The 23850-nt window shown below is 69.2% G+C and carries 22 protein-coding genes and 1 riboswitch; of the genes, 19 read left to right on the top strand and 3 right to left on the bottom strand.

Going from position 1 to position 23850, the window contains the following annotated elements:
* Nucleotides 1–32 precede the first annotated feature (32 nt).
* The 3 genes from UK23_RS06565 to UK23_RS06555 are packed head-to-tail and all read left to right on the top strand — an operon-like array spanning nucleotide 33 to nucleotide 2592.
* Nucleotides 33–1055, top strand: coding sequence for a M48 family metallopeptidase (locus tag UK23_RS06565; RefSeq protein ID WP_045310472.1), 1023 nt, complete (start codon nucleotides 33–35; stop codon nucleotides 1053–1055).
* A 15-nt stretch (nucleotides 1056–1070) separates the two neighbouring features.
* Entirely contained in the window at nucleotides 1071–1847 is a 777-nt protein-coding gene (locus UK23_RS06560; protein WP_045310471.1) for a S1 family peptidase, read from the top strand.
* A gap of 22 nt (nucleotides 1848–1869) precedes the next feature.
* Nucleotides 1870–2592, top strand: coding sequence for a S1 family serine peptidase (locus UK23_RS06555; protein WP_052684430.1), 723 nt, complete (start codon nucleotides 1870–1872; stop codon nucleotides 2590–2592).
* On the opposite strand, the gene UK23_RS48330 is transcribed toward UK23_RS06555, so the two are convergent.
* Nucleotides 2580–4787 (bottom strand): tetratricopeptide repeat protein, encoded by a 2208-nt coding sequence (locus UK23_RS48330; protein ID WP_052684426.1) that lies wholly within the window; start codon nucleotides 4785–4787, stop codon nucleotides 2580–2582. The genes UK23_RS06555 and UK23_RS48330 overlap by 13 nt on opposite strands.
* 15 nt (nucleotides 4788–4802) lie before the next feature.
* Nucleotides 4803–5438, bottom strand: coding sequence for a LysE family translocator (locus UK23_RS06545; protein ID WP_231114400.1), 636 nt, complete (start codon nucleotides 5436–5438; stop codon nucleotides 4803–4805).
* Between the two features lie 121 nt (nucleotides 5439–5559).
* Here UK23_RS06545 and UK23_RS06540 point away from each other — a divergent pair, with 121 nt between their 5' ends.
* On the top strand, nucleotides 5560–6294 hold the full coding sequence (locus UK23_RS06540; protein ID WP_045310468.1) for a serine protease: 735 nt from the start codon (nucleotides 5560–5562) through the stop codon (nucleotides 6292–6294).
* Nucleotides 6295–6307: 13 nt separating this feature from the next.
* The gene (locus UK23_RS06535; RefSeq protein WP_045310467.1) at nucleotides 6308–6766 is read left to right on the top strand and encodes a GNAT family N-acetyltransferase; all 459 of its coding nucleotides are present in this window, start codon (nucleotides 6308–6310) and stop codon (nucleotides 6764–6766) included.
* Here the strand turns inward: UK23_RS06535 and UK23_RS06530 are convergent.
* Nucleotides 6720–7913 (bottom strand): 8-amino-7-oxononanoate synthase, encoded by a 1194-nt coding sequence (locus UK23_RS06530; protein ID WP_231114399.1) that lies wholly within the window; start codon nucleotides 7911–7913, stop codon nucleotides 6720–6722. The two genes, UK23_RS06535 and UK23_RS06530, sit on opposite strands and share 47 nt — an antisense overlap.
* A 43-nt stretch (nucleotides 7914–7956) precedes the next feature.
* Here UK23_RS06530 and UK23_RS06525 point away from each other — a divergent pair, with 43 nt between their 5' ends.
* From UK23_RS06525 to UK23_RS06460, 14 genes are all read left to right on the top strand, one after another.
* Nucleotides 7957–9018 carry a cytochrome P450 gene (locus UK23_RS06525; protein ID WP_196777640.1) on the top strand — a complete coding sequence of 354 codons (1062 nt, stop codon included), beginning with the start codon at nucleotides 7957–7959 and terminating at the stop codon, nucleotides 9016–9018.
* Between the two features lie 22 nt (nucleotides 9019–9040).
* Nucleotides 9041–10000, top strand: a complete 960-nt coding sequence (locus UK23_RS06520) for a threonine aldolase family protein (RefSeq protein ID WP_045310466.1) — start codon at nucleotides 9041–9043, stop codon at nucleotides 9998–10000.
* A gap of 30 nt (nucleotides 10001–10030) precedes the next feature.
* A riboswitch (cobalamin riboswitch) is annotated at nucleotides 10031–10165 on the top strand.
* Between the two features lie 40 nt (nucleotides 10166–10205).
* Nucleotides 10206–12110 carry a putative cobaltochelatase gene (locus UK23_RS06515; protein ID WP_045310465.1) on the top strand — a complete coding sequence of 635 codons (1905 nt, stop codon included), beginning with the start codon at nucleotides 10206–10208 and terminating at the stop codon, nucleotides 12108–12110.
* Nucleotides 12111–12122: 12 nt separating this feature from the next.
* Nucleotides 12123–12737, top strand: a complete 615-nt coding sequence (cobO, locus tag UK23_RS06510; RefSeq protein WP_045310464.1) for a cob(I)yrinic acid a,c-diamide adenosyltransferase — start codon at nucleotides 12123–12125, stop codon at nucleotides 12735–12737.
* A 46-nt stretch (nucleotides 12738–12783) separates the two neighbouring features.
* A complete protein-coding gene (locus UK23_RS06505) occupies nucleotides 12784–14163 on the top strand; it encodes a cobyrinate a,c-diamide synthase (RefSeq protein ID WP_045310463.1) in 1380 nt (459 codons plus the stop codon).
* 28 nt (nucleotides 14164–14191) lie between these two features.
* The gene (locus UK23_RS06500; RefSeq protein WP_045310462.1) at nucleotides 14192–15226 is read left to right on the top strand and encodes a cobalt-precorrin-4/precorrin-4 C(11)-methyltransferase; all 1035 of its coding nucleotides are present in this window, start codon (nucleotides 14192–14194) and stop codon (nucleotides 15224–15226) included.
* Nucleotides 15227–15231: 5 nt separating this feature from the next.
* On the top strand, nucleotides 15232–16047 hold the full coding sequence (locus tag UK23_RS06495) for a hypothetical protein (RefSeq protein ID WP_156212875.1): 816 nt from the start codon (nucleotides 15232–15234) through the stop codon (nucleotides 16045–16047).
* 64 nt (nucleotides 16048–16111) lie between these two features.
* Complete coding sequence (locus tag UK23_RS06490; RefSeq protein WP_045310461.1) at nucleotides 16112–17368, top strand: cobalamin biosynthesis protein; 1257 nt, start codon at nucleotides 16112–16114, stop codon at nucleotides 17366–17368.
* A gap of 103 nt (nucleotides 17369–17471) precedes the next feature.
* Nucleotides 17472–18842: a M36 family metallopeptidase gene (locus UK23_RS06485; RefSeq protein WP_045310460.1), complete on the top strand. Its 1371-nt coding sequence runs from the start codon at nucleotides 17472–17474 to the stop codon at nucleotides 18840–18842.
* Nucleotides 18843–18969: 127 nt separating this feature from the next.
* Nucleotides 18970–19746 (top strand): S1 family peptidase, encoded by a 777-nt coding sequence (locus UK23_RS06480; RefSeq protein WP_045310459.1) that lies wholly within the window; start codon nucleotides 18970–18972, stop codon nucleotides 19744–19746.
* A 76-nt stretch (nucleotides 19747–19822) separates the two neighbouring features.
* A complete protein-coding gene (locus tag UK23_RS06475) occupies nucleotides 19823–20719 on the top strand; it encodes a cation diffusion facilitator family transporter (RefSeq protein WP_045310458.1) in 897 nt (298 codons plus the stop codon).
* Nucleotides 20712–21425, top strand: a complete 714-nt coding sequence (locus UK23_RS06470; protein ID WP_045310489.1) for a PIG-L deacetylase family protein — start codon at nucleotides 20712–20714, stop codon at nucleotides 21423–21425. Before UK23_RS06475 ends, UK23_RS06470 begins: the two co-directional genes overlap by 8 nt.
* A 51-nt stretch (nucleotides 21426–21476) precedes the next feature.
* On the top strand, nucleotides 21477–22685 hold the full coding sequence (cobA, locus tag UK23_RS06465; protein ID WP_045310457.1) for a uroporphyrinogen-III C-methyltransferase: 1209 nt from the start codon (nucleotides 21477–21479) through the stop codon (nucleotides 22683–22685).
* 124 nt (nucleotides 22686–22809) lie between these two features.
* Nucleotides 22810–23676 carry an RICIN domain-containing protein gene (locus UK23_RS06460; protein ID WP_231114398.1) on the top strand — a complete coding sequence of 289 codons (867 nt, stop codon included), beginning with the start codon at nucleotides 22810–22812 and terminating at the stop codon, nucleotides 23674–23676.
* The last annotated feature ends 174 nt before the right edge of the window (nucleotides 23677–23850 follow it).

Genomic DNA, 23850 nt, shown 5'->3' with positions numbered 1-23850 from the left:
ACCCTTGTCCGGATCGTGTCTAACCTGGGGGTGTGACGGGGGATATTGAGCAGTCATCGAGGGTGCGGTTCCCGGGGATCAGCCCGCGCGCCTATGAACATCCTGCCGACCGAGGCGCCCTCGCGGTGCTGAGGGCGGTGCCCGCCGTGGCACCGATCCTCAAGGCGGTCGCCGGAGCCTTCTCCGAGCGTGGTGAGCGCCTGCTTCAGGTGGCTTCCTCCGTGCGGGTCGGCCCGAAGCAGTACCCGTTGATCGACCGGATCCGCAACGAGGTGGCGGCGACGTTCGACCTCGACGAGGTCCCCGAGCTCTACGTCGAGCGCAACGCGCAGGTCTACGGCTTCACCTACGGCATCGACAAGCCGTTCATCGTGATCAGCACCGGTGCGGTCGACCTGCTCGACAACGAGTCGCTGCGGTTCCTCATCGGTCACGAGATGGGCCACGCGATGTCGGGCCACGCGCTCTACAACACGCTGTTGCGCCGGCTCATCGACCTCACCACCTCGTTCGCCTGGGTGCCCGCGGGCGCGATCGCCATGCGGGCGGTCATCGCGGCGCTGCGCGAGTGGCAGCGCAAGACCGAGCTGTCCTGCGACCGCGCGGGCCTGCTCGCGTGCCAGGACCCGCAGGCCGCGTTGCGCACGCACCTCGCGATGGCCGGCGACCTCGGCGGCCAGGTCGACATCGCGTCGTTCCTCGCGCAGGCGAAGGAGTACGAGGAGGTCGAGGACATCCGCGACAGCCTCCTCAAGCTCCTGCACACCGAGCACCGTTCGCACCCGCTGGTCGTGGTGCGGGCCGCCGAGCTGCAGCGCTGGTCGGCGACCGAGGAGTACCGCGAGATCCTGACCGGCACGTACGCGCGCCGCGAGGACGACAGGCCGGCGAGCAACCTCACGGACGATGTGAAGTCCGCCGCGAAGTCGTACAAGGAGTCCATGAGCAACTCCGCCGACCCGTTGATCAAGACGATCAACGACATCGGCGAGTCCGTCATGGGTGCCGCGGGCAGGATGTGGAGCAAGGTTGCTCCGAACGGACCAGCGGAGTAGCTACCATCTGGAGTCATGAGACGACTCCTGGTGCTGGTTGCGGCCGCGATGCTGGTGTCGACAGGCACCGCCGCCGCCGGTGAGCAGGTCATCGGCGGCGAGCGGGCCTCGATCGAGGCCAACCCGTGGGCGGTCTACCTGACCGACTCGGGCGGCGCGCAGTTCTGCGGCGGCACGATCGTCGCGCCGTCCAAGGTGCTCACCGCGGCCCACTGCGCCCTGGGTCGCAGTCCTCGTGAGCTGCGCGTTGTCGCCGGTCGCGAGGACAAGCAAGATCGTGGTTCCGGGGTGTCGGTGACGCCGGCGGACATCTGGATCCACAAGCAGTACGTCTCGGCGGACGAGGGCGAGGACGTGGCCGTCCTGACGCTCAAGAGCCCGCTGCCGTACGCGCCGCTGCCCATCGCCGAGCTGACCGATCGGGCGCTCTACCAGCCCGGCACGCCGTTGCGCGCGCTCGGCTGGGGCCGCACCAGCGAGAACGGGAAGACGTCGCGGTTCCTCATGCAGGCCACGGTGCCGGTGCTGCCGGACGACTACTGCGTCGAGGCGTACCCGCAGTTCGTGAAGACGGACATGTTCTGCGCGGGCTACGACGGCGGCAAGATCGACACCTGCCAGGGCGACTCGGGTGGCCCGATCGTCGCGGGCGGCAAGCTCGTCGGCGTCACGTCGTGGGGCGAGGGCTGTGCGCGCAGGGGCAAGCCCGGCGTCTACGTCCGGCTCTCCCGGTACGCGAAGGACCTTCACCCGGTCGTGGATGCTTTGCCGACTGGAGTTGTCGGCTCCTAGACCCCTGGGTTCAGTGGGGTCCATGCGTCTGCCGGCTGTGGTTCTGGCCCTGCTCGTGATCACGGTGACCCCCGCTCACGCCGAGCCCAGAGTCGTCGGCGGTGTCGTGGTGGAGGACGTGGACGAGGCGCCGTGGATGGTCGCCCTGACCACGTCGTCGGGCTACCAGTTCTGCGGCGGTGCGCTGGTCGGGCCCGATCTCGTGGCCACGGCGGCGCACTGCGTCTACAGCCGCACGCCCAGTTCGATCACCGTGGTCGGCGGCAGGCTCGACCTCCGCACGGACGGCGGATCCTCGTCCGTCGTCACGCAGTATCAGATCGCGGACGGCTACTCGACTCCCTCGCGCGGCAAGGACATCGCGTTGCTGACCCTCGCTCGGCCCATGCCGTACCGGGTGCTGCCCGTCGCCGCCACCACCGGTGTGTATGACGCGCGCAAGGTCGGCGTCGTGTACGGGTGGGGGCGGCAGGAGGAGAGCAATACGGACAAGAGTCCGTTGCTGCACAAGGCCTCCATCCCTGTCATGGCGGACGAGCAGTGCTCCGCGGCGTACGCGCGGTACGACGCCGGAGCCATGTTCTGCGCCGGCTATCCCGAGGGCGGGGTCGACTCGTGCATCGACGACTCCGGCGGCCCGTTCGTGGTCGACGGCCGGTTGGCGGGCATCGTCTCGTGGGGCATCGGGTGCGCACGTCCGAACACGCCTGGCGTCTACACGCGCGTGACGACCTACTTGAGCTGAGCGCGCACTCGGTCGGCGCGGTAGCGGAGCCCGGCCGCCTCCGCCCGTTCGATCGCCTTGTGGCACAACGTGTCCGCGGCCTCCGTGTCGCCGCTTTCCCGCAGCAGCGCCGCTTTGCCCGCGAGCGCGAGCACCTCCAGGACCCGGAACCCGGCGTCGGCCGCGCGCCGGTGCACCTCGTCGTACTCGGCGATCGAACGGTTCAGCTCCGCGAGCACCAGGCAGGCGTTGACCTCGATGAACGGGTTGTCCTGCCCGGCCAGTTCGAGCGCGCGCGAGGCGTGGTCGCGGGCCTCGTCACGTCTGCCCGTGGTGGCGAACATCTCGGCGAACTCGACCAGCACGAACATCTCGATCGGACGCAGGCCGTGTCGCACGGCCAGTTCCAGCGCCTCGCGGAAAGCCTCCTCCGCGTCCGCGAACTTCTGCCGCACGGTCAGCACCGTGCCGAGGTTGCCGAGCTGGTTCGCGAGCTGGCTCACGAAGTCGATCTCGCGCGCCAAGCCGACCGAGCGGCGTTCCGTCTCCTCGGCGGCGTCGAGGTTGCCGAGCTCCATCTCCAGCAACCCGAGATTGCCGAGACCGCCGATGAGGTGCGGCTTCAGGTCGTTCGCCAGGTACAGCTCGATCGCCGCGCCGAGATGCCTGCGCGCGAGATCCAGCTCGCCGAGGCTGTGATAGGCGCCGGCGAGCATGTTGAGCGCCACGGACTCCTCCGCCTGCCGGTCGGCTGCCCGGAACTCGGCGATCGCCCGCTCGCAGTGCTCGATGGCGGAGCGGTGGTCACCGAAGCGGTAGTCGAGATACCCGAGGCACACGCGCATCGCGGCCGCGCGTTGGCCGGTCTCCCTGGCCAGCGCGGCACGGGCGATCGAGCGCAGGTCGGCGAAGTGCCCGGTGAGGGACAGATGTGCGCGCAGAGCGGTGACCAGAGCGGCGTCCGGTTGGTCCTCCGCCAGTGCGACGAGGTTCGCCCGCTCGGTCTCGAACCACGCCTGGGCCTCGCGCTCGTCCGCGCACGGCACGGCCTCCGGGACGGGCGGCAGCAGGCGGGTGAACCCGGCGTTCAGCGCGGCATCGGCACCGTCCGCCCTGGTGAGGTACCAGTCGAAGACGGTGCGCCGGTCTTGTTGCGTCGCACGGGAATGTGCGTACAGGCGCAGCAGGTCGTGCATCTGGTAGCGGTCGGTTCCGTTGCCCTGCACCAGGTTCGCCGCGACGAGCTCGTCGATCGCGTCGCCGGCGAGTCCGCGTGGGATGTCCGGGCCGGGCACGGCGCCGAGGAAGTCGAACGTCCGCCGAGCCCGTTCCGACAGCTTCCGGTAGGAGAGGTCGAACGCCGCCCGCACGGCGGTGTCGTCCTCCTCGATCTCCAACGCCTCCAGCCGGTGCTCGCGCAGTTCCGCCACGTAGTCCGGCAGGTGGCGGCCGGCGAGGTTCGCCCCGGCGATGCGCAGTGCCAGCGGCAGTCGCGCGCACAGCTCGATCAGCTCGCCAGGGTCGCCCTCGACGCGCATTCGCTCGAGGAGCTCGCGTGCTTCCCGATCCGCCAGCACACCCAGGTTGATCTGCGCGAACCTCGGCAGTTCCGCGCGGCTGGTGATCAGTGCGACGCAGCCGGGAGCCTCCGGGAGCAGCGGGGTGATCACGTCCTCGGTCGCGTTGTCGAGCACCACCAGCACCCGCCGGTTGCGCAACAGCGCGCGGTAGTCATCGTCCGGGCCGCCGCCGAGCGCCTTCACGAACCTGGCGCGCGCCTGCTCGACGGTCATCGACGGGCCGGTGGAGTAGCCGCGGAGGTTGACGTACAGCTGGCCGTCCGGGAACTGCTCGCGCAACCGGTGCGCCTCCCGCACGGCGAGCACGGTCTTGCCGACACCCGGCAGGCCGGTGATCACCCGCACCGGCGCGTTCAGCAGCTGCAGCTTTGTGATTTCCTCTTTCCTGCCAACGAAATCCGGCAGGTCCGAGGGGAGCTGGCAGGGCGCGGGCGGGCGGGGGACGAGCCGGTAGCCGGACGGTTCGGTGATCACCCGCTCGGTGGCGCGAAGCCGTTGGACCAACGTGCGCAGCGCCGCGCGCGGGTGCTTCGGCGGATCGTCCTGCCAGACCTCGGCGACCAGTCGGTCGAACGGCACGGGTTCACCGGGGTGCGCGGCCAGTGCGTCGCGCAGGGCCTGCAGTCGATCCGCCACGGGAGCGAGTCTGCCTCAGAGCACAAGCCCCACGGACATGGTCAGGAACACCGCCGCGCAGACCGCGTCCAGCGCCGTCGTGACGCCTGGGCGCTTGAGCTTCTTGGCCATCCGGGAGGCCGCCAGCACGATCATCAGCTCCCAGACCGCGGCGAGTCCGAGGAAGACCGCCGCCAGCATCGCGAGCTGAGGTGCCGGTTCACCCGATCCGATGAACTGCGGCAGGAACGCGAGCGAGAACAGGATCATCTTCGGGTTCGTGATGTTGGTCAGGAAGCCCTGGCGGAACGGCCGGTTGCTGATGGCCTCCTCCGGTTGGTCCGCGGCTCGCTTGATGAGGCCCCGCGCGATGGAAACCGCGAGGTAGAGCAGGTAGGCGGCGCCGATCCAGCGCAGTGCCGTGAGCACCATCGGATACCGCGCGAGCACCACGCCGAGCCCCGAGATCACCAGTGCGACCTGGACCGCGGCTGCCGAGTGGATCCCCGCGAGGGCGAGCAGCCCGGAGCGGGTGCCGGACCGCAGTGACGTGCGCAGCAACAGGAACGCGTCAACACCGGGGGTCACGATGACGACCACGCACGCGATGAGAAAGGCCGGAACCTGGCCGAAGTCGAACAACACCGTACATACCCCCGTGATCTGTGCCACTGACCGCAAAATCTCCGGCCTAACGGGACACTAACACGAGAATCTCCGGTTTTGACGCCGTCCTAGCGCGATCGCTACCGTAGGTGACCGATCGTCCACCTGGCGCAACGAGGAGTGGTCCGTGAGGGGTAAGCGGTTTGCCGTGCTGGCGACGCTGATCGCGCTGGTCAGCGGTGCTTCTTCCGCTGATGCGATCGTTGGGGGGACACCCGCGCGGGTGTCGGACACCCCGTGGGTTGTGGCGATCACCACCACCGACGGCCAGCTGATCTGCGGCGGCGCCCTGGTAGCTCCGGACAAGGTCATGACGGCCGCCCACTGCGCGACCTTGAAGGGCGTGATCGGCAACAACCAGCGCCCGGCCGCGCAGTTGCACGTGGTCGCGGGCCGCACCGACCTGCGCGCGCACGGCGACGGCATCGAGGTTCAGGTCGCCGACGTGTGGCGGCACCCGGAGTACCGCGAGGTCACCAAGGGCGACGACGTGGCCGTGCTGACGTTGGCGCGTGCGTTGCCGTACCGGACGATCTCTCTGGGCGAGGCCGGCGACGAGGGCACGGTGCTGGGCTGGGGCCGCACCGCCGAGAACACGCCGCCGTCCATGACGCTGCGCAAGGTGACCGTGCCGATCTTGTCAGACCAGGAGTGCATGATTAAGGAGCCGGACTACCGGCCGGGTGCGATGTTGTGTGCAGGACGAGGAAACCGTGACGCGTGCACGGGCGATTCCGGCGGCCCTCTGGTCGTCCGGGGCAGGCTGGCCGGCGTCGTGTCGTACGGCCGAGGCTGCGCGCGCCCCGATGAACCGGGCGTCTACACCCGGCTGGCTCACTACCGGTCCGTGCTGGGCTTCTGATATCCAAGGTGCGGTGCGAACCACACAGTTTCCAGCCACCCTGCGCCGGCAGTGGGGCCTCGACCTGAGCCCCGCCCAGCTCTACGCCATCCTGCGGCTGCGCCAGGACGTCTTCGTAGTCGAGCAGAACTGCGTCTACGCCGACGTCGACAACCGCGACCTGGAACCGGGCACCCGGCACTTCTGGCTGGAAGCCGACGGCTCGCACGACCCGCTCGCGTACCTCCGCCTGCTCGAGGAGCCGGACGGCACCTTCCGCATCGGCCGGGTGGCCACTGCCCGCATGGCTCGCGGCCGCGGCTACAGCCGCCGGCTGATGCAGGCTGCCCTGGCGGACGTCGGCACCACGTCGTGCGTGCTCGACGCGCAGACGTACGTGGCGGACTTCTACGCGTCGTTCGGCTTCGTGGCGGAGGGGGCGGAGTTCATCGAGGACGGGATTCCACACCTGACGATGCGGCGCACTCCCTGATCACGCGCACCGCGCGCTCGATGTCGGCCTCGGTCAGATCAGCGCGCGCGGTCAGCCGCAGCCTGCTGATCTGGTCCGGCACCGAAGGCGGCCGGAAGCAGCCGACGATCACGCCCTGAGCCCGGCAGTTCTCGGCCCACTGGAACGCCTGCTCAGGCGACGGCGCCCGCACGCTCACCACGGCGGCCGTCGGCGTGCTGACGGCGAAACCGGCTTCCTTCAGCCGATTCGACAGGTCGTGCGCCACGGTCAGCGCGCGCTCGGGCCGGTCCGGCTCCTCGCGCAGGATCTTGATCGCCGCGAGAGCAGCCGCCGCGCTGGAAGGCGCCAGGCCGGTGTCGAAGATGAACGTGCGCGCGGTGTCGATCAGGTGCTTGATCACCCGGCTCGGGCCGAGCACCGCACCGCCCTGCGCACCGAGCGACTTCGACAGCGTCAACGTGGTGATCACGTCCGGCGCCTTGATGATGCCCGCCTCGGCGACCGCACCCCGTCCGCCGGGCCCGACCACACCCAGCCCGTGCGCGTCGTCGACCACCAGAGCGGCACCGTTGGCACGGCAGGCTTCGTGCAGTTCGTTGAGAGGCGCGATGTCGCCGTCCACCGAGAACACCGAGTCCGTCACCACGATCGCCCGCCGCTTGCCGCGGGTCTCCAGCGCGTGCCGGACCTTGCCGACGTCGCAGTGGTCCGCGACGACGACGTCCGCCTTGGACATCCGGGTGCCGTCGATCAGCGACGCGTGAATGTGCTGGTCGGCCACGATCGCCGTGCCGGGGCCGGACAGAGCCGTGACCGCGCCGAGGTTCGCCAGGTAGCCGCTGCTGAACACCAGTGCCGACTGCGAGCCGCAGAAGTTCGCGAGCTCGTACTCCAGCTCGGCGTGCAGCTCCGTGGACCCGGTGACCAGGCGCGAGCCGGTTGACCCCGCGCCCCACTTCAAGGTCGCGGCAGCCGCGGCACCCGCGACGCGCTTGTCCTTCGCGAGCCCGAGGTAGTCGTTGCTGGCGAGGTCGAGGTCCGTCGAGTCCGAGGTGCGCGGCCGGACGCGGCGGGTCAGACCCGCCTTGGCCCGCGCTTCAGAGCGGACGTCGATCCAGTCGAACGTCGACTCACCGCCACTGGAAATCGCCTCAGTTGTGCTCACGGTCACCGCCTGAGTCTCCCATCCGCCGACTAGCGTGCCGCTCGTGGACCTGTTCACCTTCACGCGTGCCGAGCTCACCGAACCGGTGCGGTTCTGCGACGGCCGCTGGGTGGTGTCGGCCTACGACGACGTGCGTGCGATCCTCGCCGACCCCGTCACCTACCTGCCCGACAACGCCCTGACCGCCGTCACCCCGGTCGCGCCGGCCGCGTTGCGTTCCCTGGTGAGGGCGCGCTTCTCGCTGCCGCCGACCCTGGCGAACAACGGTTCCGAGTCGCACGCAGGCCTGCGCAGACTCGTCGCGTCGTTCTTCACGCCGGTTCGGGTCGCCGCCGCGGAGCCTCGCATCCGTGAGCTCGTTTTGGAACGCCTGGGTGGTACGGATCTCGTGCGCGACCTCGCGTGGGACCTGCCCGCCATCGTGCTGATGGAGCTGCTCGGCCTGGAGAACGTCGACATCCCGACGCTCAAGCGCTGGAGCACGGGTTCGCTGGAGTTCTTCTGGGGCAACATCTCCACCGAACGCCAGCTCGAACTGGTCGACGACGTGGGCGACTTCCACCAGTGGCTGATCAAGCGCTACCACGCCCGCGACGGCGAGCTCTTCCACGCTCTCGCCGACGCCGGCGTGTCCGCCGAGGACTCCGCGGGCCTGTGCTACTTCCTGCTCATCGCGGGCCAGGAGACCACGACCCAGCTGCTCTCCACCGCCCTCCGGCGCGCCCTCCAGGACCGCGATCTGTGGGCCCGCCTGCCAGACCGCGACGTCGCCGAGTCGTTCGTGGAAGACGTGCTCCGAACCGAAACCCCGGTCGTCACCTGGCGCCGCCTGACCGCCCGTGAGGTGGTCCTCTCCGGCACCCGCATCCCGCAAGGCGCCGAACTCGTGTTGTTGTTGAGCGGCAAGGAATCCGACCCCAAGCACCTCGCGTTCGGCTACGGCCGCCACTTCTGCCTCGGTGCCGGCCTGGCCCGCCTCGAAGCCGCGGTGACCCTGCAGACCGTCGCCGCGCACGAACCGTCGCTGCACCTCCTCGACGACACGCCCGAGTGGCTCAACCTGCTGTCGTTCCGCGCCCCGAAGTCGGTGGCAGTGAGCCGTTGACCTGAGGTTTGATGCCCAGGTGATGAACCGACAGCTCTCCGGGGTCAGGAAGCGGACACTTCTGGAGACGCTCGGCCCCGTGCCGGACGTCGAGCCCGACCGCTACGGCGACGGCGGCCCGGTAGGCGCCCTGGAGACGCGGGTGGCGCAGTTACTGGGCACCGAGGCCGCGCTGTTCGTGCCGACGGGAACCATGGCGCAGCAGATCGCCCTCAAGTGCTGGGCCGACCGCACCCACAACCCGATCGTGGCGATGCACCCCCAGGCCCACCCGCTGCACCACGAGGACGACGCGCTGACCGTGCTGTCCGGCCTCCGTCCGATCAAGGTCCGCAACGACGAGGTCGCCACCTGCCCGGAACCGTTCGGCACGCTGCTGCTCGAGGTCCCGGACCGCGAGGCCGGCTTCATCCTCCCGACCTGGGACGAGCTGACGGCAACGGTCGACGCCGCCCGCGAACGCGACGCCGTGGTGCACCTCGACGGCGCCCGCCTGTGGGAGAGCACCCACGGCCTGGGCAAGCCGCTTCCCGAGATCGCGGGCCTGTTCGACTCGGTCTACGTGTCGTTCTACAAGTCGCTGGAGGGCATGTCGGGCGCGGCACTGGCCGGCACCCAGGACTTCATCGACCAGGCACGCGTCTGGCGCCACCGCTACGGCGGCATGCTCTTCCAGCAGTGGCCGGCCGCCCTCTCCGCAATGCACGGCCTCGACACCGTGCTGCCCCGTCTCGGCGCCCAGGTGCAGCACGCCAAGGTCGTGGCGGAGGCGATGGGCCTGCCGGAGCCGCACACCCACCAGTTCGCGCTGCACCTGCCCGGCGACCCGGCCCGGCTCAAGGAGGTGAGCGGCGAGTTCCTCGGCGGCTTCTGGAGGGACGGAACGCTCGCCAAGACCGAGATCACGGTCGCCGAACCCGCGCTGGAGTGGACGGCGGACGAGGTCAGGGAGGCCTGGGCGGAGTTCCAGAGCCTGATCTAGGGCGATGTCGCTCACCTGGCTGTTGGACCGGCAGGTGCGAAATGCGACGATGCCGGGGCTGTGAGGGGAGCGCGAGGAAGCCGGTGTGAATCCGGCGCCGTGCCCGCGACTGTGACCGGACCTGGATCCGGGAGTCAGGAACTCGTCCCCCTCGTCACTCGACCGGACACGGGCGTGGACCACCCGAGGAAGGACTCCCTGGAGCATGTTCCCCTTTTCGGCTGTCGTCGGACATGACGACCTCCGGCTGGCCCTGCTGCTGAACGCGGTGCACCCCGGCATCGGCGGCGTTCTCGTCCGCGGCGAGAAGGGGACCGCGAAGTCGACCATCGTGCGTGCCCTCGCCGCGTTGCTGCCCGAGCTGGACGTCTCGCAGAACTGCCGCTTCGGGTGTGTCCCCGGCAGCACCGACTGCCCGGACGCGCCGCACGAAGCCGCCGAGCGACGCCCCGCCAAGCTCGTCGAACTGCCGGTCGGCGCCACCGAGGACCGCCTGGTCGGCTCGCTCGACCTGGAGAAGGCGCTGACCGAGGGCGTGCGGGCGTTCCAGCCCGGCTTGCTCGCCGCCGCGCACCGGGGCGTGCTCTACGTCGACGAGGTCAACCTGCTCCACGACCACCTCGTCGACCTGCTGCTCGACGCCGCCGCGATGGGCCGCGCACACGTGGAACGCGAAGGCGTGTCCATCTCCCACCCGTCCCAGTTCCTGCTGGTCGGCACGATGAACCCCGAGGAGGGCGAGCTCCGGCCGCAGCTGCTCGACCGGTTCGGGCTCACGGTCGCGGTCAAGGCCGCGCGGGACGTCGGTGTCCGCACCGAGGTCATCCGGCGCCGCCTCGCCTACGAAGCCGACCCGGCCACGTTCGCCGAGAAGTGGGCCGACGAGGACGCCAAGCTCAAGCAGCAGATCACCCAAGCGCGCGAGAACCTGCGCCAAGTGTCCCTTCCGGACAGTGAGCTGCGCCGGATCGCCGCTGTCTGCGCGGCTTTCGAGGTCGACGGCATGCGCGCGGACCTCGTCGTCGCCCGCGCCGCCACCGCCCACGCGGCCTGGCGAGGCGCCACGCAGGTCGAGGAGATGGACGTCGAGACCGCGGTCCGGCTCGCTCTTCCGCACCGGCGCAGGCGTGACCCGTTCGACGAGCCGGGCATCGAGGAGCAGCAGCTCGAAGACGCGATGCGCGAGGCAGCCGAGCACGCCGAAGAACCTGACGACGGCCCGGACGACGACGGCCCCGGCGGTGGCGAGCTCCCTGAACCGCAGGAAGGCCCCCAGGGCAACGGAAACGCGCCCAACGACCGTCCGGCCCCGGAACCCGCCCCGGCGTTCAAGGCCAGGCTGCTGGAAGTCCCCGGAGTCGGGGAGGGCGCGCCGGGCAAGCGTTCCAGGGCCCGGGCCCGCACCGGCAGGATCGTCCGTTCCTCCAAAGTGGACGGATCAGGCCTCCACCTCGTCGACACGCTCCTGAACGCCGCACCACACCAGCAGGAACGCGGCCGCAGCGGCCCTGGACTCCTCCTGACGGCAGCAGACCTGCGCAAGGCCGTGCGGGAAGGCAAGGAGTCCAACCTCATCCTGTTCGTGGTCGACGCCTCTGGCTCGATGGCCGCCCGCCAGCGCATGTCCGCGGTGAGCGGCGCGGTCGTGTCCCTGCTCCGCGACGCCTACCAGCGCCGCGACAAGGTCGGCGTGATCACGTTCCGCGGCAACGACGCCGAAGTCGCCTTGCCCCCGACGACTTCGGTCGACGCGGCGGCGACGCGCCTCAAGAAGATGCGCACCGGCGGCCGTACGCCTCTCGCGGACGGCATTCTCAAGGCCCACAAGATCCTGGAGATCGAACGGCTCAGGGACCCGCAGAAGCGCCCCCTGGTCGTCCTGCTCACCGACGGCCGCGCCACGTCGTCAGGGCTTGGCGGCGACCCGACCAAGGACGCGCTGAAAGCCGCGGGCCTGCTCGAACAGACCGCCGTGGTGGTCGTCGACTGCGAACAGGGCCACATCCGCCTCGGCCTGGCGCAGAAGATCGCCGAAGCCCTGCAGGGCACCTGTGTCCGCCTCGACCAGCTCAGCGCCGACCACCTCGCCGGCGTCGTCCGCGCCGCATAAGGAGAAACCCCAGTGCCACAGGGACAGCCCACCGAGGTGCCCAAGGACGGCCTGACGACGAGACAGCGTCGCAACCGGCCGTTGCTCATGCTGCACACCGGTGAGATGAAGGGGAAGTCGACGTCGGCGTTCGGCATGGCGTTGCGCGGCTGGAACCAGGGCTGGGACATCGGCGTGTTCCAGTTCGTGAAGTCCGCCAAGTGGAAGGTCGGCGAGGAGTCCGCGTTCAAGGCACTCGGCAGGCTGCACGACGAGACCGGCGAGGGCGGCGCCGTCGAGTGGCACAAGATGGGCGAGGGCTGGTCCTGGACCCGCAAACAGGGCACCGAGGACGATCACGCGGCAGCCGCCAAGGAAGGCTGGGAAGAAATCGCAAGGCGACTGCAAGCCGAACGCCACGGCTTCTACGTCCTCGACGAGTTCACCTACCCGCTGCACTGGGGCTGGATCGACGTCGACGAGGTGGTCGACACGCTCGCCAACCGCCCGGGTCACCAGCACGTCGTGATCACCGGCCGGTACGCGCCCGACAAGCTCATCGCCGCGGCCGACCTCGTGGTGGAGATGACCAAGGTCAAGCACCCGATGGACGCCGGGCAGAAGGGCCAGCGGGGGATCGAGTGGTGACGCGACTGACGGGCGCCGCCGCCGGTCAGGGGCAGCGGAGGACCAGGTGGTGAACAGGCTGGTCGTCGCCGCCCCCGCCTCGGGCAGCGGCAAGACCACGGTCGCGACGGGCCTCATGGCCGCGTTGCGCCGCGCCGGGTCGCGGGTCGCGCCGTTCAAGGTCGGCCCGGACTACATCGACCCCGGCTACCACTCGCTGGCCACCGGGAAACCGGGTCGCAACCTCGACCCGGTCATGGTCGGCGAGAACCGGATCCCCGGCCTGTTCGCGCACGGTTCCAAAGGCTGTGACATCGCGGTCGTCGAAGGCGTCATGGGCCTCTTCGACGGCCGCGTCGACACCGCAGGCGTCGGCTCGACCGCCCATGTCGCCAAGCTGATCAACGCCCCGGTGCTGTTCGTCGTGGACGCAAGGGGCCAAAGCCGATCACTCGCGGCGCTGCTGCACGGTTTCCGCGGGTACGACCCGACGGTCCGGCTCGGCGGCGTGATCCTCAACCAGGTCGGTTCGGAACGCCACGAGCAGGTCCTCAGATCAGCGTGCGACGAGGTCGGTCTCGACGTCCTCGGCGTGCTGCCACGAGACCCGCAGTTCTCTTTGCCCTCAAGGCATCTCGGCCTCGTGACGGCAGCAGAGCACGGCTCGGAAGCAGTCCGGGCGGTGGACGCGATCGCCGCCGCGGTGGCCAAACACGTTGATCTTGATGCCGTGCGCAGACTGGCATCGTCCGTGCCCGCGATGGCCGTGGCCGCCTGGGAACCCCAGGTCGAACCGGTCACCGACGAACCGTTGATCGCCGTCGCAGGTGGAGCGGCTTTCACGTTCGGCTACGCGGAACACGTGGAGGTGCTCAAGGCAGCAGGCGCGGCCGTGGCCGTCGTGGATCCGCTCAACGACGAAGATCTCCCGCCGGGAACCGCGGGCCTCGTGCTCCCCGGCGGCTTCCCGGAGCAGCACGCGGAAGCGTTGTCGGCCAACGCGAAGTTGCGCGAAGCCGTCGCGCGGTTCGCTCGATCGGGTGCGCCGGTCCACGCCGAGTGTGGTGGACTCCTTTATCTGGCAAGATCACTTGACGGCCACCCGATGTGCGGCGTGCTCGACGCCGAGGGCTTCATGACGCCGAAGCTGACCTTGGGCTACCGGGACGCGGTGGCCTCGGCGAGTTCACCGCTGCACCCGCCCGGCAGCCGCGTGACCGGCCACGAGTTCCACCGCACGCAGTTGTCCACACCGCACTCGACCCCGCCCGCATGGCACTGGCGCGGCGTCGATTCCCGGCCGGTCGCGGAAGGATTCGTGGCCGGGGGAGTGCACGCGTCGTACCTCCACACGCACCCCGCGGGTGATCCGGAAGCCGTGGCCCGGTTCGTGCGAGCCTGCCACCCGTTCGTGGCCGGAGCGGCAGACGGTACGGTCTTCGCTTAAGCCAAAGCCGAACCCCTGTGGAGCTGTCGTGACGACGACCGGTCGGGTCTCCTTCGTCGGTGCCGGTCCGGGTGCCGCCGACCTCATCACTCTCCGAGGCGCGCGCCGCATCGCGGAAGCGGACGTCGTCATCTGGGCACCCGCTGCGGTGGACGCCGAGTGCGTCCGCGAGCACGCCCGTGCCGACGCCGAGCTGGTCGACTTCTCGCGCGTCACGCAGGAGGAGATCACGGACATCTACCGCCGTGCCGCCGCGTCGCGCCAGACGGTCGTCCGTCTGCACGCGGGTGACGCCGCGACCGGTGGTCGTGTGCAGGAGCAGCACGACCTGTGCGTGCGCCTCGGCCTCGAGGTCGACGTCGTGCCCGGTGTCGCCGTGGTCGCCGCCGCTGCCGCCAAGATCGGCCGCGAGATCACGCTGACCGAGGCGTCGTCGACCGTGCTGATCTCGCCGGAGAGCAGCGAGCTGGTCGCCGAGTTCGCCGCGCTGCAGACCACGATGGCCGCCACGGTCTCGGGCGCGCGCACCGGCCAGTTCGTCGAGAAGCTGCTGCAGGGCGGCTACTCCGAGCAGACCCCGGTCGTGGTCGCGTACAAGGTCAGCCAGGCCGACGAACTGGTCGTGCACACCACGGTCGGTGAGCTGGAGTCGGTCGTGAAGAAGCACAAGCTGTACCGCCCGACGTTGTTCCTGGTCGGAGCGGCCGTGAAGCAGCCGACGCGGCGTGTCTCCACGTCCGCCACGTCGTCGGTGGACGAGCCGATCCGCGCCGCCCGGCCGACCCGCTGGTCGCGCCGTGCCGCCACGCGCATCTCGACGCGCGTCGACGAGCCCGTGCCCGCTGCTGCCGTGACTGCTGCTGCCGTGACCGAGCCGAACCCGGCGTGGACGGCGGTCGAGGAAATACAGCAGTCGGTGCGCAAGCCGGCCGAGGAGCCGGCCCCCAAGCCGAAGCTGACCGTCGTCGCGGCGGAGAAGCCGAAGCCGCCGACGGTCCGCGCCTCGACGTCGACCGCGAAGAAGAAGCCCGCCGCTCGCAAGCCCAAGCGGCCGAATAGCTGATGACAGTGGAGAAGCTGCAGGAGGTAGCCGGGCGTCCCGTCGAGATCGTCGACGCGGCGGACGGGCTGCGTCCCGCGCTGAACGTGTGCCGCGCCCGCTCCGCCGTGATCGTCAAGCTCGCGGACGGCATCGGTCCCGCCGAGATCGGGGCGGGTCTCGCGGGCTGGCGCCGCACGTTGACGGTGTCGGACTCCGGTGAACTGTCCACTGTGGACCCAAGAGACGCGGTGACCCGTCGCTGGACCGCGCCCGACGCGGTGTTGTGCCTGGCGGACAACGAGTTCCTCCAGTCGAACGACGGCTGGGCACTGCCGGACGACTCCTTCGCGAGTCGCACGCACGTGCTCGGCGCCGAGGTCCGCGCGTTCGTGCTGGCCCGCCTCGCTCCGCGGCCCGGCGTGCTGGTGTGGGACGTGCTGGCCGGTTCCGGCGCGGTGGCCGTGGAGTGCGCCCGGCTCGGTGCCGCGGTGCTCGCGGTCGAGCCGGATCCCGTGCAGTGCGTGCGCATCATCGCGAACGCGGCGGCGCACGGCGTCGACGTGAGGGTCGAGGAAGCCGAACTGGACACGGCCGCGTTGCCCCGCCCGGACGCGGTGTTCGTCGGCCGAGGTCAGCTCGCCGAGGTCAAGGCGTGTGCGGCCGTGAACGCCCGGCGCGTGGTCGTCGTGACCGAGAGCGTGGACGAGATCGTGCCCGCCCGCGATGCGTTGCAGGCCGCCGGCTACGAGGTGGAGGGCGTGCACTGGACCGCTTCCCGCCTGCTCGACTCGGGTTTCGCTCCGGCGGTTCCCGTGACCGTGTTGTGGGGAACCAAGAAGTGACTGGTGTGCTGGCCGGGTGCGTCTCCGCTGCGGTGCCCGCAGCGGGGCTGCGGGGTGGCTGGGCGTGATCGGTGTCTTCGCCGGGGTGACTCAGCGCGGTGACGCCGCCGACCTCGCCGGACTGCTGGGTGCGGACGCGGTCGTGCCGGACGGCCCGGTCAGGCCCGCCGTGCAACGGTTGTGGGCGCGCCTGGGTGCCGCGGTGCTGTTCCTGGACGCGGGCTCCGCGGTCCGCTTGATCGCGCCGTTGTTGCGGGACAGGCGATCCGACCCCGCCGTGGTGTGCGTGGACGCGCATTTCGTGGTGGCACTGGCGGGTGCCGCGGACACGTTCGCCCGCCAGGTCGCGGACCTGTTGAACCGCACGGCCGTCGTCACGGGCGGCCCGTCGATCGACTCGGTGCTGGACGAGCTGGTCGAACAGCTCGACGCCACCGCCGACGGCGACATCGAGGCCTGCACCGCCGCCATCGAGGCGGGCGACAAGGTCGTGCTGCGCAACCCGCTGGGCTTTCCGCTGCCCGCCCTGCCGCCCAACGTCGTCGCCGGGGGCGAGGACGCCAGCTGGGTGATCGTCGTCGACGACCGGGCCGCGAGCGCCAAGGACAACGTGCTGCGGATCGTCCCGCGCACGCTCGTCGTCGGTGTGGGGTCGACTCGCGGTGCGTCGGCCACGAGCGTTGGTGCCGCACTGTCGGAACTGGACGCACAGGGTGGTCTGGATCTGCGTGCCATCAAGGCATTTGCGACCGCGGACGCCAAAGCGGACGAGCCCGGCATCGTGGATGCCGTGGAGGACTGGGGTTTCTGGCACGGCGACACGGCCGAGCTGCTGACGTTCCCGACCGACGAGCTGGCCGAGATCGGCGTGCCGAACCCGAGCTCGGTGGTGCGCAACTCGATGGGCACCGCGAGCGTGGCGGAAGCGGCGGCGTTGCGCGGCGCCCAGATCATCGGGCACGGCGCGCCGGTCGAGCTCGCGGCCGAGAAGTTCAAGCGGGACAACGTGACCGTGGCGGCGGCGCGAGTGCTGCCACGCGGCAGGCTGGCATTGATCGGACTCGGGCCGGGCGATGCGGAGGAACGCACGCCCCGTGCGGAGGCGGAGATCCGGCGCGCGGCGTTCGTGGTCGGAACGCCAGAAGCGATCAACTCGGTCTCGCCCATCCTGCGGTCCGGCACGGAGGTTCGGCACGAGGGCGCGGGTGATCTTGCCGCGCACGGTGCGGCGGTTGCGTTCGTCGCGTTCGGAACCGGGCCAACGTTGGACAATCCGGTCGAAGCCGACGTAATTGTTGTTCCCGGAGTGTGGGATCGCTGAGGTTTTTCCTTCTTTCGTAGGGTCTCTGTTCAACTTTTCTTGATTAGCGTCGCCATGCACACGGCCCTCCCCCTGCCTTGGGCCCGAAGCACTGGAGACCGACATGAGATCGCGTCGTCTCGTCGCAGTCGCCTGCACCGCCGGCGTCGTCCTGTCCATGCTGACCGTCAACGCCCAGGCCGCGGCTCCCAAAGAAGGTCTGCGGCTGCTGACCGTCAAGGATTCGCTGACCGCCACGCACACCTGGTACGAGCAGACCTTCGACGGAAAACCCGTGCTGGGCGCCTACTACGTCGAGCACGTCGACAAGGCGACCGGTGTGAAGACGGTGGACGACGGCCGTCTCGCGGTCGGTTCGGTGGACGTCACGCCCGCCGTCACCGCCGAGTCCGCGAAGACGAAGTCCGCTGGTGTGCCCGAAGGGGCAAACCTCAAGGTGCTGCCGGGCACCGGACTCGTCTACGAGGTGATCTCCGACAACGGCAAGGGATCCGAGCGCACGCTGGTGCACGCGGAGACCGGCGCTGTGGTGAAGTCGGAGAGCCTGGTCAAGCACGCCGAGGGCACCGGCAAGGTGTTCAGCCCCAACCCCGTTGTGGCGCTGCAGAACGAGAGCCTCACGGACAAGAACGACGCGGACTCAGCGGTGCCCACCACCGCGTACAAGTCGGTCACGCTGTCCAACTTGGGCACGTCCGGGTACCTCAGGGGCGACTTCGCGTCGATCACGGGCGCCACGAGCAAGCTGGCGAAGAGCTCGACGAGGAAGTTCGAGTACACCCGCCACAACCCGTTCTTCGAGCAGACCAACGCCTACTGGGGCATCACCGAAGCCCAGAAGTACATCCAGAGCCTCGGGTTCAAGAACGTCAACAACGAGGCCCAGAAGTTCACGACGCTCGGTCTGACCGAGGACAACTCGTTCTACGACCCGTCGAAGGACCAGATCACCTTCGGCACCGGTGGGGTGGACGACGCCGAGGACCTCGAGGTGGTGTGGCACGAGCTCGGCCACGCGATCCAGGACGCCCAGGTGCCGGGCTTCGGCTCGACCGAGGAGGGCGGCGCGATCGGTGAGGGCTTCGGCGACTGGTGGGCGTTGATCATGGCCTCCCGTGACTCGAAGGACACGGCGACGACCCCGTACGCGTGCATCATGGACTGGGACTCGACGTCCTACACGACCACGACGCCGCACTGCATCCGTCGCACGGACACCAACAAGACCATCGCCGACAAGACCGGTGAGGTGCACGACGACGGCGAGATCTGGTCGCGTGCGCTGTTCGACATCTACAAGAAGTTCGGCCGCGAGAAGGCGGCGAAGATCGTGCTGGAGGCGCAGTTCTCCTACTCGCCGTCGACCGACTTCGCGAAGGCCGCGAACGCGACCGTCGCCGCCGCCAAGAAGCTCTACGGTGACGCGGATGCCGCCGCTGTTACGACGGCGTTCAAGGACCGCAAAATCATCTAGTAGTCAACTGTGAAGTCGGACATGTACGACTAATGGCGGTTATGCCGCCGAATCCTCGCCCGTGACGCTGTGTGTGCCGCCGCTCGACACCGTGCACACACAGCGTTATCGGGAAGGACTGGCAGCTATGGCGAAAACCCTGCATCGCCTGATCTTGTCCGTTGTGGTCACTGCCCTCGCGAGCATCTTCATGACTGCTCCCGCAGCGAACGCCGACGACGTGTCGCCGATGATCGTCGGCGGTACGCGAGCCAGCACCGCGACGTACCCGTGGGTCGTCATGCTGACGACGACCGCCAACTTCCAGTTCTGCGGCGGCACTCTCGTGAAGGCCAACAAGGTCGTCACCGCCGCACACTGCGTGAAGGGCCGCACGCCCGCCAGCACGCGCGTCGTCCACGGCCGTGACGACAAGCAGACCACCGTCGGCACCACGGCCAACGTGACCAAGATCTGGGTCCACCCGAGCTACACCACCGCGACCGCCGGCTACGACGTCGCCGTGCTGACGCTGGACCGCAACATCAGCTCGGCCACCCTGCCGCTCGCCACCCCGGCCGACACCGCCCTGTACGCGGCGGGCAACTCGGCGCTGATCCTCGGCTGGGGCACCACGTCCTCCGGCGGTTCGGCCTCCCGGTACCTGCTGAAGGCCAACGTGCCGCTGACCTCGGACGCGACCTGCAAGACCGCGTACTCGCAGTACAGCAACACCTCGATGGTGTGCGCGGGCTTCCCGCAGGGTGGCGTGGACACCTGCCAGGGCGACTCCGGTGGCCCGCTGGTGTTCGGTGGCAAGCTCATCGGTGACACGTCGTGGGGCCAGGGTTGCGCGGCGCCGAAGTACCCCGGTGTGTACGGCCGGATCGCGCCGTACTACTCGGTCATCAACGCCCAGCTCTAGTTGTAACTAGCCTTTGGCAGTAAGCAAACCTGTGCATTAGTCCACAGTGGACAATTTCGGGGTAGCGTCTCCTGTCATGGGCTTCGGGCACGGACACGGGCATGGACACGGCCACCACACCGATCCGCAGCACACGGTGTGGTGGTCGTTCGCCGTTCTGATGGTGACGGCACTGATCCAGGCCGTCGTCGTGGTGTTCAGCGGGTCGGTGGCGTTGCTCGCCGACACCGTGCACAACTTCGCCGACGCGCTGACCGCTGTGCCGCTGGGCATCGCGTTCTGGCTGAGCCGCCGGGCCGCGTCGGTGCGCTTCCCGTACGGCTACGGGCGGGCTGAGGACCTCGCTGGCGTGGCTGTGGTGGTGTTGATGGCGTTCTCCGCCGTGTTCGCCGGGTACGAGGCGGTGGCGCGGCTGCTCGACCCTCGTCCCGTGTCGGCTGTTCCGGCCGTTGCGGTGGCGGCGGTCGTGGGGTTCCTGGGCAACGAGTTCGTGGCGCAGTGGCGGATCCGTGTGGGGCGACGGATCGGTTCGGCGGCGTTGGTGGCTGACGGGCTGCACGCGCGTACGGACGGGTACACGTCGTTGGCGGTGCTTGCTGCTGCGTTCGGCTCATGGCTGGGTTGGTGGTGGGTCGATCCGTTGGTCGGCCTGGTGGTGGCCGTGCTCATCGGCATGGTGCTGGTCGACGCCGGACGGCAGGTGTTCTCGCGGTTGCTCGACGCGGCTGACCCGGTGGTGGTGGGCAAGGCGTCCGAGGTCGCGGGCGGCACACCGGGCGTGCTCGCCGTTGAGGACGTGCGGATGCGCTGGTCCGGGCACGGTCAGCTGGCCGAGTTGACCGTGGTGGTGGCGCGGGAGACTTCTCTCGTGGAGGCGCACCGGATCGCGCACGACGTGGAGCACCGGCTGCGGCATTCGGTACATCGGTTGCAGCGTGCGCACGTTCACGCGCATCCTGCGGGGCATGGCTGATCTACAAGCGGTGCCGGAGGACTGGTCGAGCGCGCTGGTCGTCGTCGCTCATCCCGATGACATGGAGTACGGCGGTGCGGGCGCCATCGCGCGGTGGACCGCACAGGGCAAGAACATCGCGTACTTGCTCGCGTGCCGTGGCGAGGCGGGCATCGACACCCTCGAACCGTCGGTCTCCGGGCCGTTGCGGGTCGAGGAGCAGATTGCGTCGTGCGCGGCCGTGGGCGTCTCCGTCGTCGAGTTCCTGGACCACCAGGACGGCGTGATCGAGTACGGCGTGCCGCTGCGGCGCGACATCGCGGCGGCGATCCGGCGGCACCGGCCCGAGTTCGTGATCGTCAGCAACTTCCGCGACACCTGGCCCGGTGGTGGGTGGAACCAGGCGGACCACATCGCGGTCGGTCGTGCGGCCGTGGACGCCGTTCGCGATGCGGGCAACCGGTGGATCTTCCAGGACCTGGGCCTCGAGCCGTGGAATGGCGTTCGGTACGTGGCGGCGGCGTCCTCGCCGTTGGCCACGCACGCCGTGGACATCACCGACTCGTTCGACGCTTCGGTGGCCTCTCTGCGCGAGCACAAGGCCTATCTGGCTGCGCTGGGTGGCGACATGGCCGAGCCGGAACCGTTCCTGCGTCATGCCGCGGAGGCCGTGGGTGAGCGGTTCGGCGGCGTTCTCGCTACCTCTTTCGAGCTGTTGAGCCTGTGACCATGTTCCCTTCGGCTGGACACGGCGTGTCCGGTGTGGATGCTTCTACCCATGCCGTTTGAACAGCACTACCTGGCCGGCCTCGATCTCCGGGGCCGGCGCGTCCTCGTGGTCGGCGGAGGCACGGTCGCCCAGCGCCGCCTGCCTCGCCTGATCGCGTCCGGCGCCGCCGTCGAGCTCGTGTCGCCGTCCGTCACGCCCGCCGTGCAGGGCATGGTCGACGCGGGGGAGCTGACGTGGCACCAGAGGCGTTTCCAGCCGGGTGACGTCGAGGGCGCGTGGTACGTGGTGGCGTGCACGTCCAACGTCTCCGTGAACACCCAGATCGGCGAGGAGGCCTCGTCGCTGCGTGTGTTCTGCGTGCGCGCGGACATCGCCGTCGAGGGCACGGCCGTCACTCCAGCCGTGGGCACGCACGACGGCCTTGTGCTCGGCGTGCTGGCGGGTGGCGAACACCGTCGCTCGGCTTCCGTTCGCGACGGGCTCGTGGCTGCTCTGCGGGACGGGCGAATCGCGGACCAGGCTGCCGCACCGGTCGGCGTGGCGCTGGTGGGTGGCGGCCCTGGTGACGCTGAGCTGATCACCGTGAAGGGCAAGCGTTTGCTGGCCCACGCGGACGTGGTCGTCGCCGACCGGCTGGCCCCGCGCGAACTGCTGGAGGAACTGCCCGCGCACGTCGAGGTCGTCGACGCCGCGAAGATCCCCTACGGCCGCGCGGCCACGCAGGAGTTCATCAACCAGACGCTGATCGACCGCGCCAAGGAGGGTAAGTTCGTCGTCCGCTTGAAGGGCGGCGATCCGTACGTCTTCGGTCGCGGTTTCGAGGAGCTGCTGGCGTGCGCCGAGGCCGGCATCCCCGTGACCGTCGTGCCAGGCGTGACGTCAGCGTTCGGTGTGCCCGCATTGGCCGGTGTGCCCGTGACGCACCGAGGCGTGGCGCACGAGGTCGTTGTCGTCTCCGGTCACGTGGCTCCCGACGACCCACGCTCTCTCGTGGACTGGCCGTCGATCGCACGCCTGCAAGGCACCGTCGTGCTGATGATGGCCGTAGAACGCGCTGGTGCCTTCGCTTCAGCTTTGATGGAAGGCCGCCCCGGTTCCACCCCCGTCGCCGTCATCCAGGAAGGCAGCACGGCTTCTCAACGCGTCTTCCGGTCCACTTTGGACTCACTCGGCGCCGACGTGAAGCGCTGGGAAGTCCGTCCGCCCGCGATCATCGTGGTGGGTCCGGTAGCCGATATTGCTTCCGCAAATAGTTAGATAAGTTTCTTTACAAAAGCCGCTCGGCCGGTGGACTCTGCATGCACGCCGCCTAAGTCCACCGGTTCTTGCGGAGGCATGCATGAAACGCGCCCTGTCTGTGGCGGCAGGTATTTTGCTCATGATGTCCGGTTTGTTCGCTTCGTCACCCGCGAGCGCCGCAGCATCACAACAGGTCTTCTGGACCTTCTACGGCTGGTACGACAACACCCCGCCCGGCGGCGACATCGCGTACCCGAAGATCCACGACACCGCCGGCGGCAAGGGAACCTGGTCGGACCCGATCACGTTCGCGACGTCCAGCAAGGAAGCCAAGCCGGGCACCAAGATCTACTTCCCGCGCGTCAAGAAGTACTTCATCATGGAGGACTCCTGCTCCTCCTGCGAGCAGGACTGGAACGGCAACGGCCCCAACGGCGGCCCGAAGCTGTGGCACTTCGACGCGTGGGTCGGCGGCAAGGGCGGCAACGCCATGAACGCCATCGACTGCGAAGACGCGCTGACGAACTACCACGACGACGGCAAGCCGGTGATGGAGGAGACCATCCTCAACCCGCCGTCGAACCTGACCGTGGACTCCACGCCGATCTTCAACACCTCCACCGGTGAGTGCTACGGCGGCGCCAAGCCGAAGACGACCAACGGCGAGTACAAGAACGTGTCGACCGGGAAGTGCTTGCAGGGTGGGGCTTCTGGGTCGCAGCTGACGACGGCGGCGTGCAACGGGTCGGCGGCGCAGCAGTTCAAGTTCCACGGCGCGTTCATGGAGCAGGGGTCGCCTCAGCTGTGCACCACGTTGTCGTCGGGGAAGGTGCTGCTGAAGAAGTGTGATGGCGGGCCGGCGCAGCAGTGGTCGATCAACCCGAACAAGACCATCTCGGACATGCAGTACAACACCAAGTGCTACCGGGACGGGTCGGGGAAGGTCACCGCGGCTTCCTGTTCTGGTGACGTGGCCAAGTGGGACTTCAAGGCAGCAGCCAAGAAGTGACCCGCTGATCCGCCGATTTAGCTGTTCTGACTGTTCTGACTGTTCGAAGGCCGCTTCTCGTTGTGAGGGGCGGTCTTTGGGCTTTTCGCGCCTGTCGGCGGGTGCGTCGGGTTCCTGTTCCGTGTCCGTAGGTGGCTGGGTTGCGTAGTCAGAGTTCCGGTTCCGTGCTTCCCC

The organism is Lentzea aerocolonigenes, assembly GCF_000955955.1.
Lineage (GTDB): Bacteria > Actinomycetota > Actinomycetes > Mycobacteriales > Pseudonocardiaceae > Lentzea > Lentzea aerocolonigenes_A.
This window is presented reverse-complemented; position numbering and strand designations above follow the sequence as displayed.

Excerpts from the sequence above, each read along its gene's own strand:
- UK23_RS06560 (WP_045310471.1), top strand. The coding sequence starts at position 1,071 with ATGAGACGACTCCTGGTGCTGGTTGCGGCCGCGATGCTGGTGTCGACA.
- UK23_RS06555 (WP_052684430.1), top strand. The coding sequence starts at position 1,870 with ATGCGTCTGCCGGCTGTGGTTCTGGCCCTGCTCGTGATCACGGTGACC.
- UK23_RS06520 (WP_045310466.1), top strand. The coding sequence starts at position 9,041 with ATGAACCGACAGCTCTCCGGGGTCAGGAAGCGGACACTTCTGGAGACG.
- UK23_RS06515 (WP_045310465.1), top strand. The coding sequence starts at position 10,206 with ATGTTCCCCTTTTCGGCTGTCGTCGGACATGACGACCTCCGGCTGGCC.
- UK23_RS06485 (WP_045310460.1), top strand. The coding sequence starts at position 17,472 with ATGAGATCGCGTCGTCTCGTCGCAGTCGCCTGCACCGCCGGCGTCGTC.
- UK23_RS06480 (WP_045310459.1), top strand. The coding sequence starts at position 18,970 with ATGGCGAAAACCCTGCATCGCCTGATCTTGTCCGTTGTGGTCACTGCC.
- UK23_RS06475 (WP_045310458.1), top strand. The coding sequence starts at position 19,823 with ATGGGCTTCGGGCACGGACACGGGCATGGACACGGCCACCACACCGAT.
- UK23_RS06470 (WP_045310489.1), top strand. The coding sequence starts at position 20,712 with ATGGCTGATCTACAAGCGGTGCCGGAGGACTGGTCGAGCGCGCTGGTC.
- cobA (WP_045310457.1), top strand. The coding sequence starts at position 21,477 with ATGCCGTTTGAACAGCACTACCTGGCCGGCCTCGATCTCCGGGGCCGG.
- UK23_RS06460 (WP_231114398.1), top strand. The coding sequence starts at position 22,810 with ATGTCCGGTTTGTTCGCTTCGTCACCCGCGAGCGCCGCAGCATCACAA.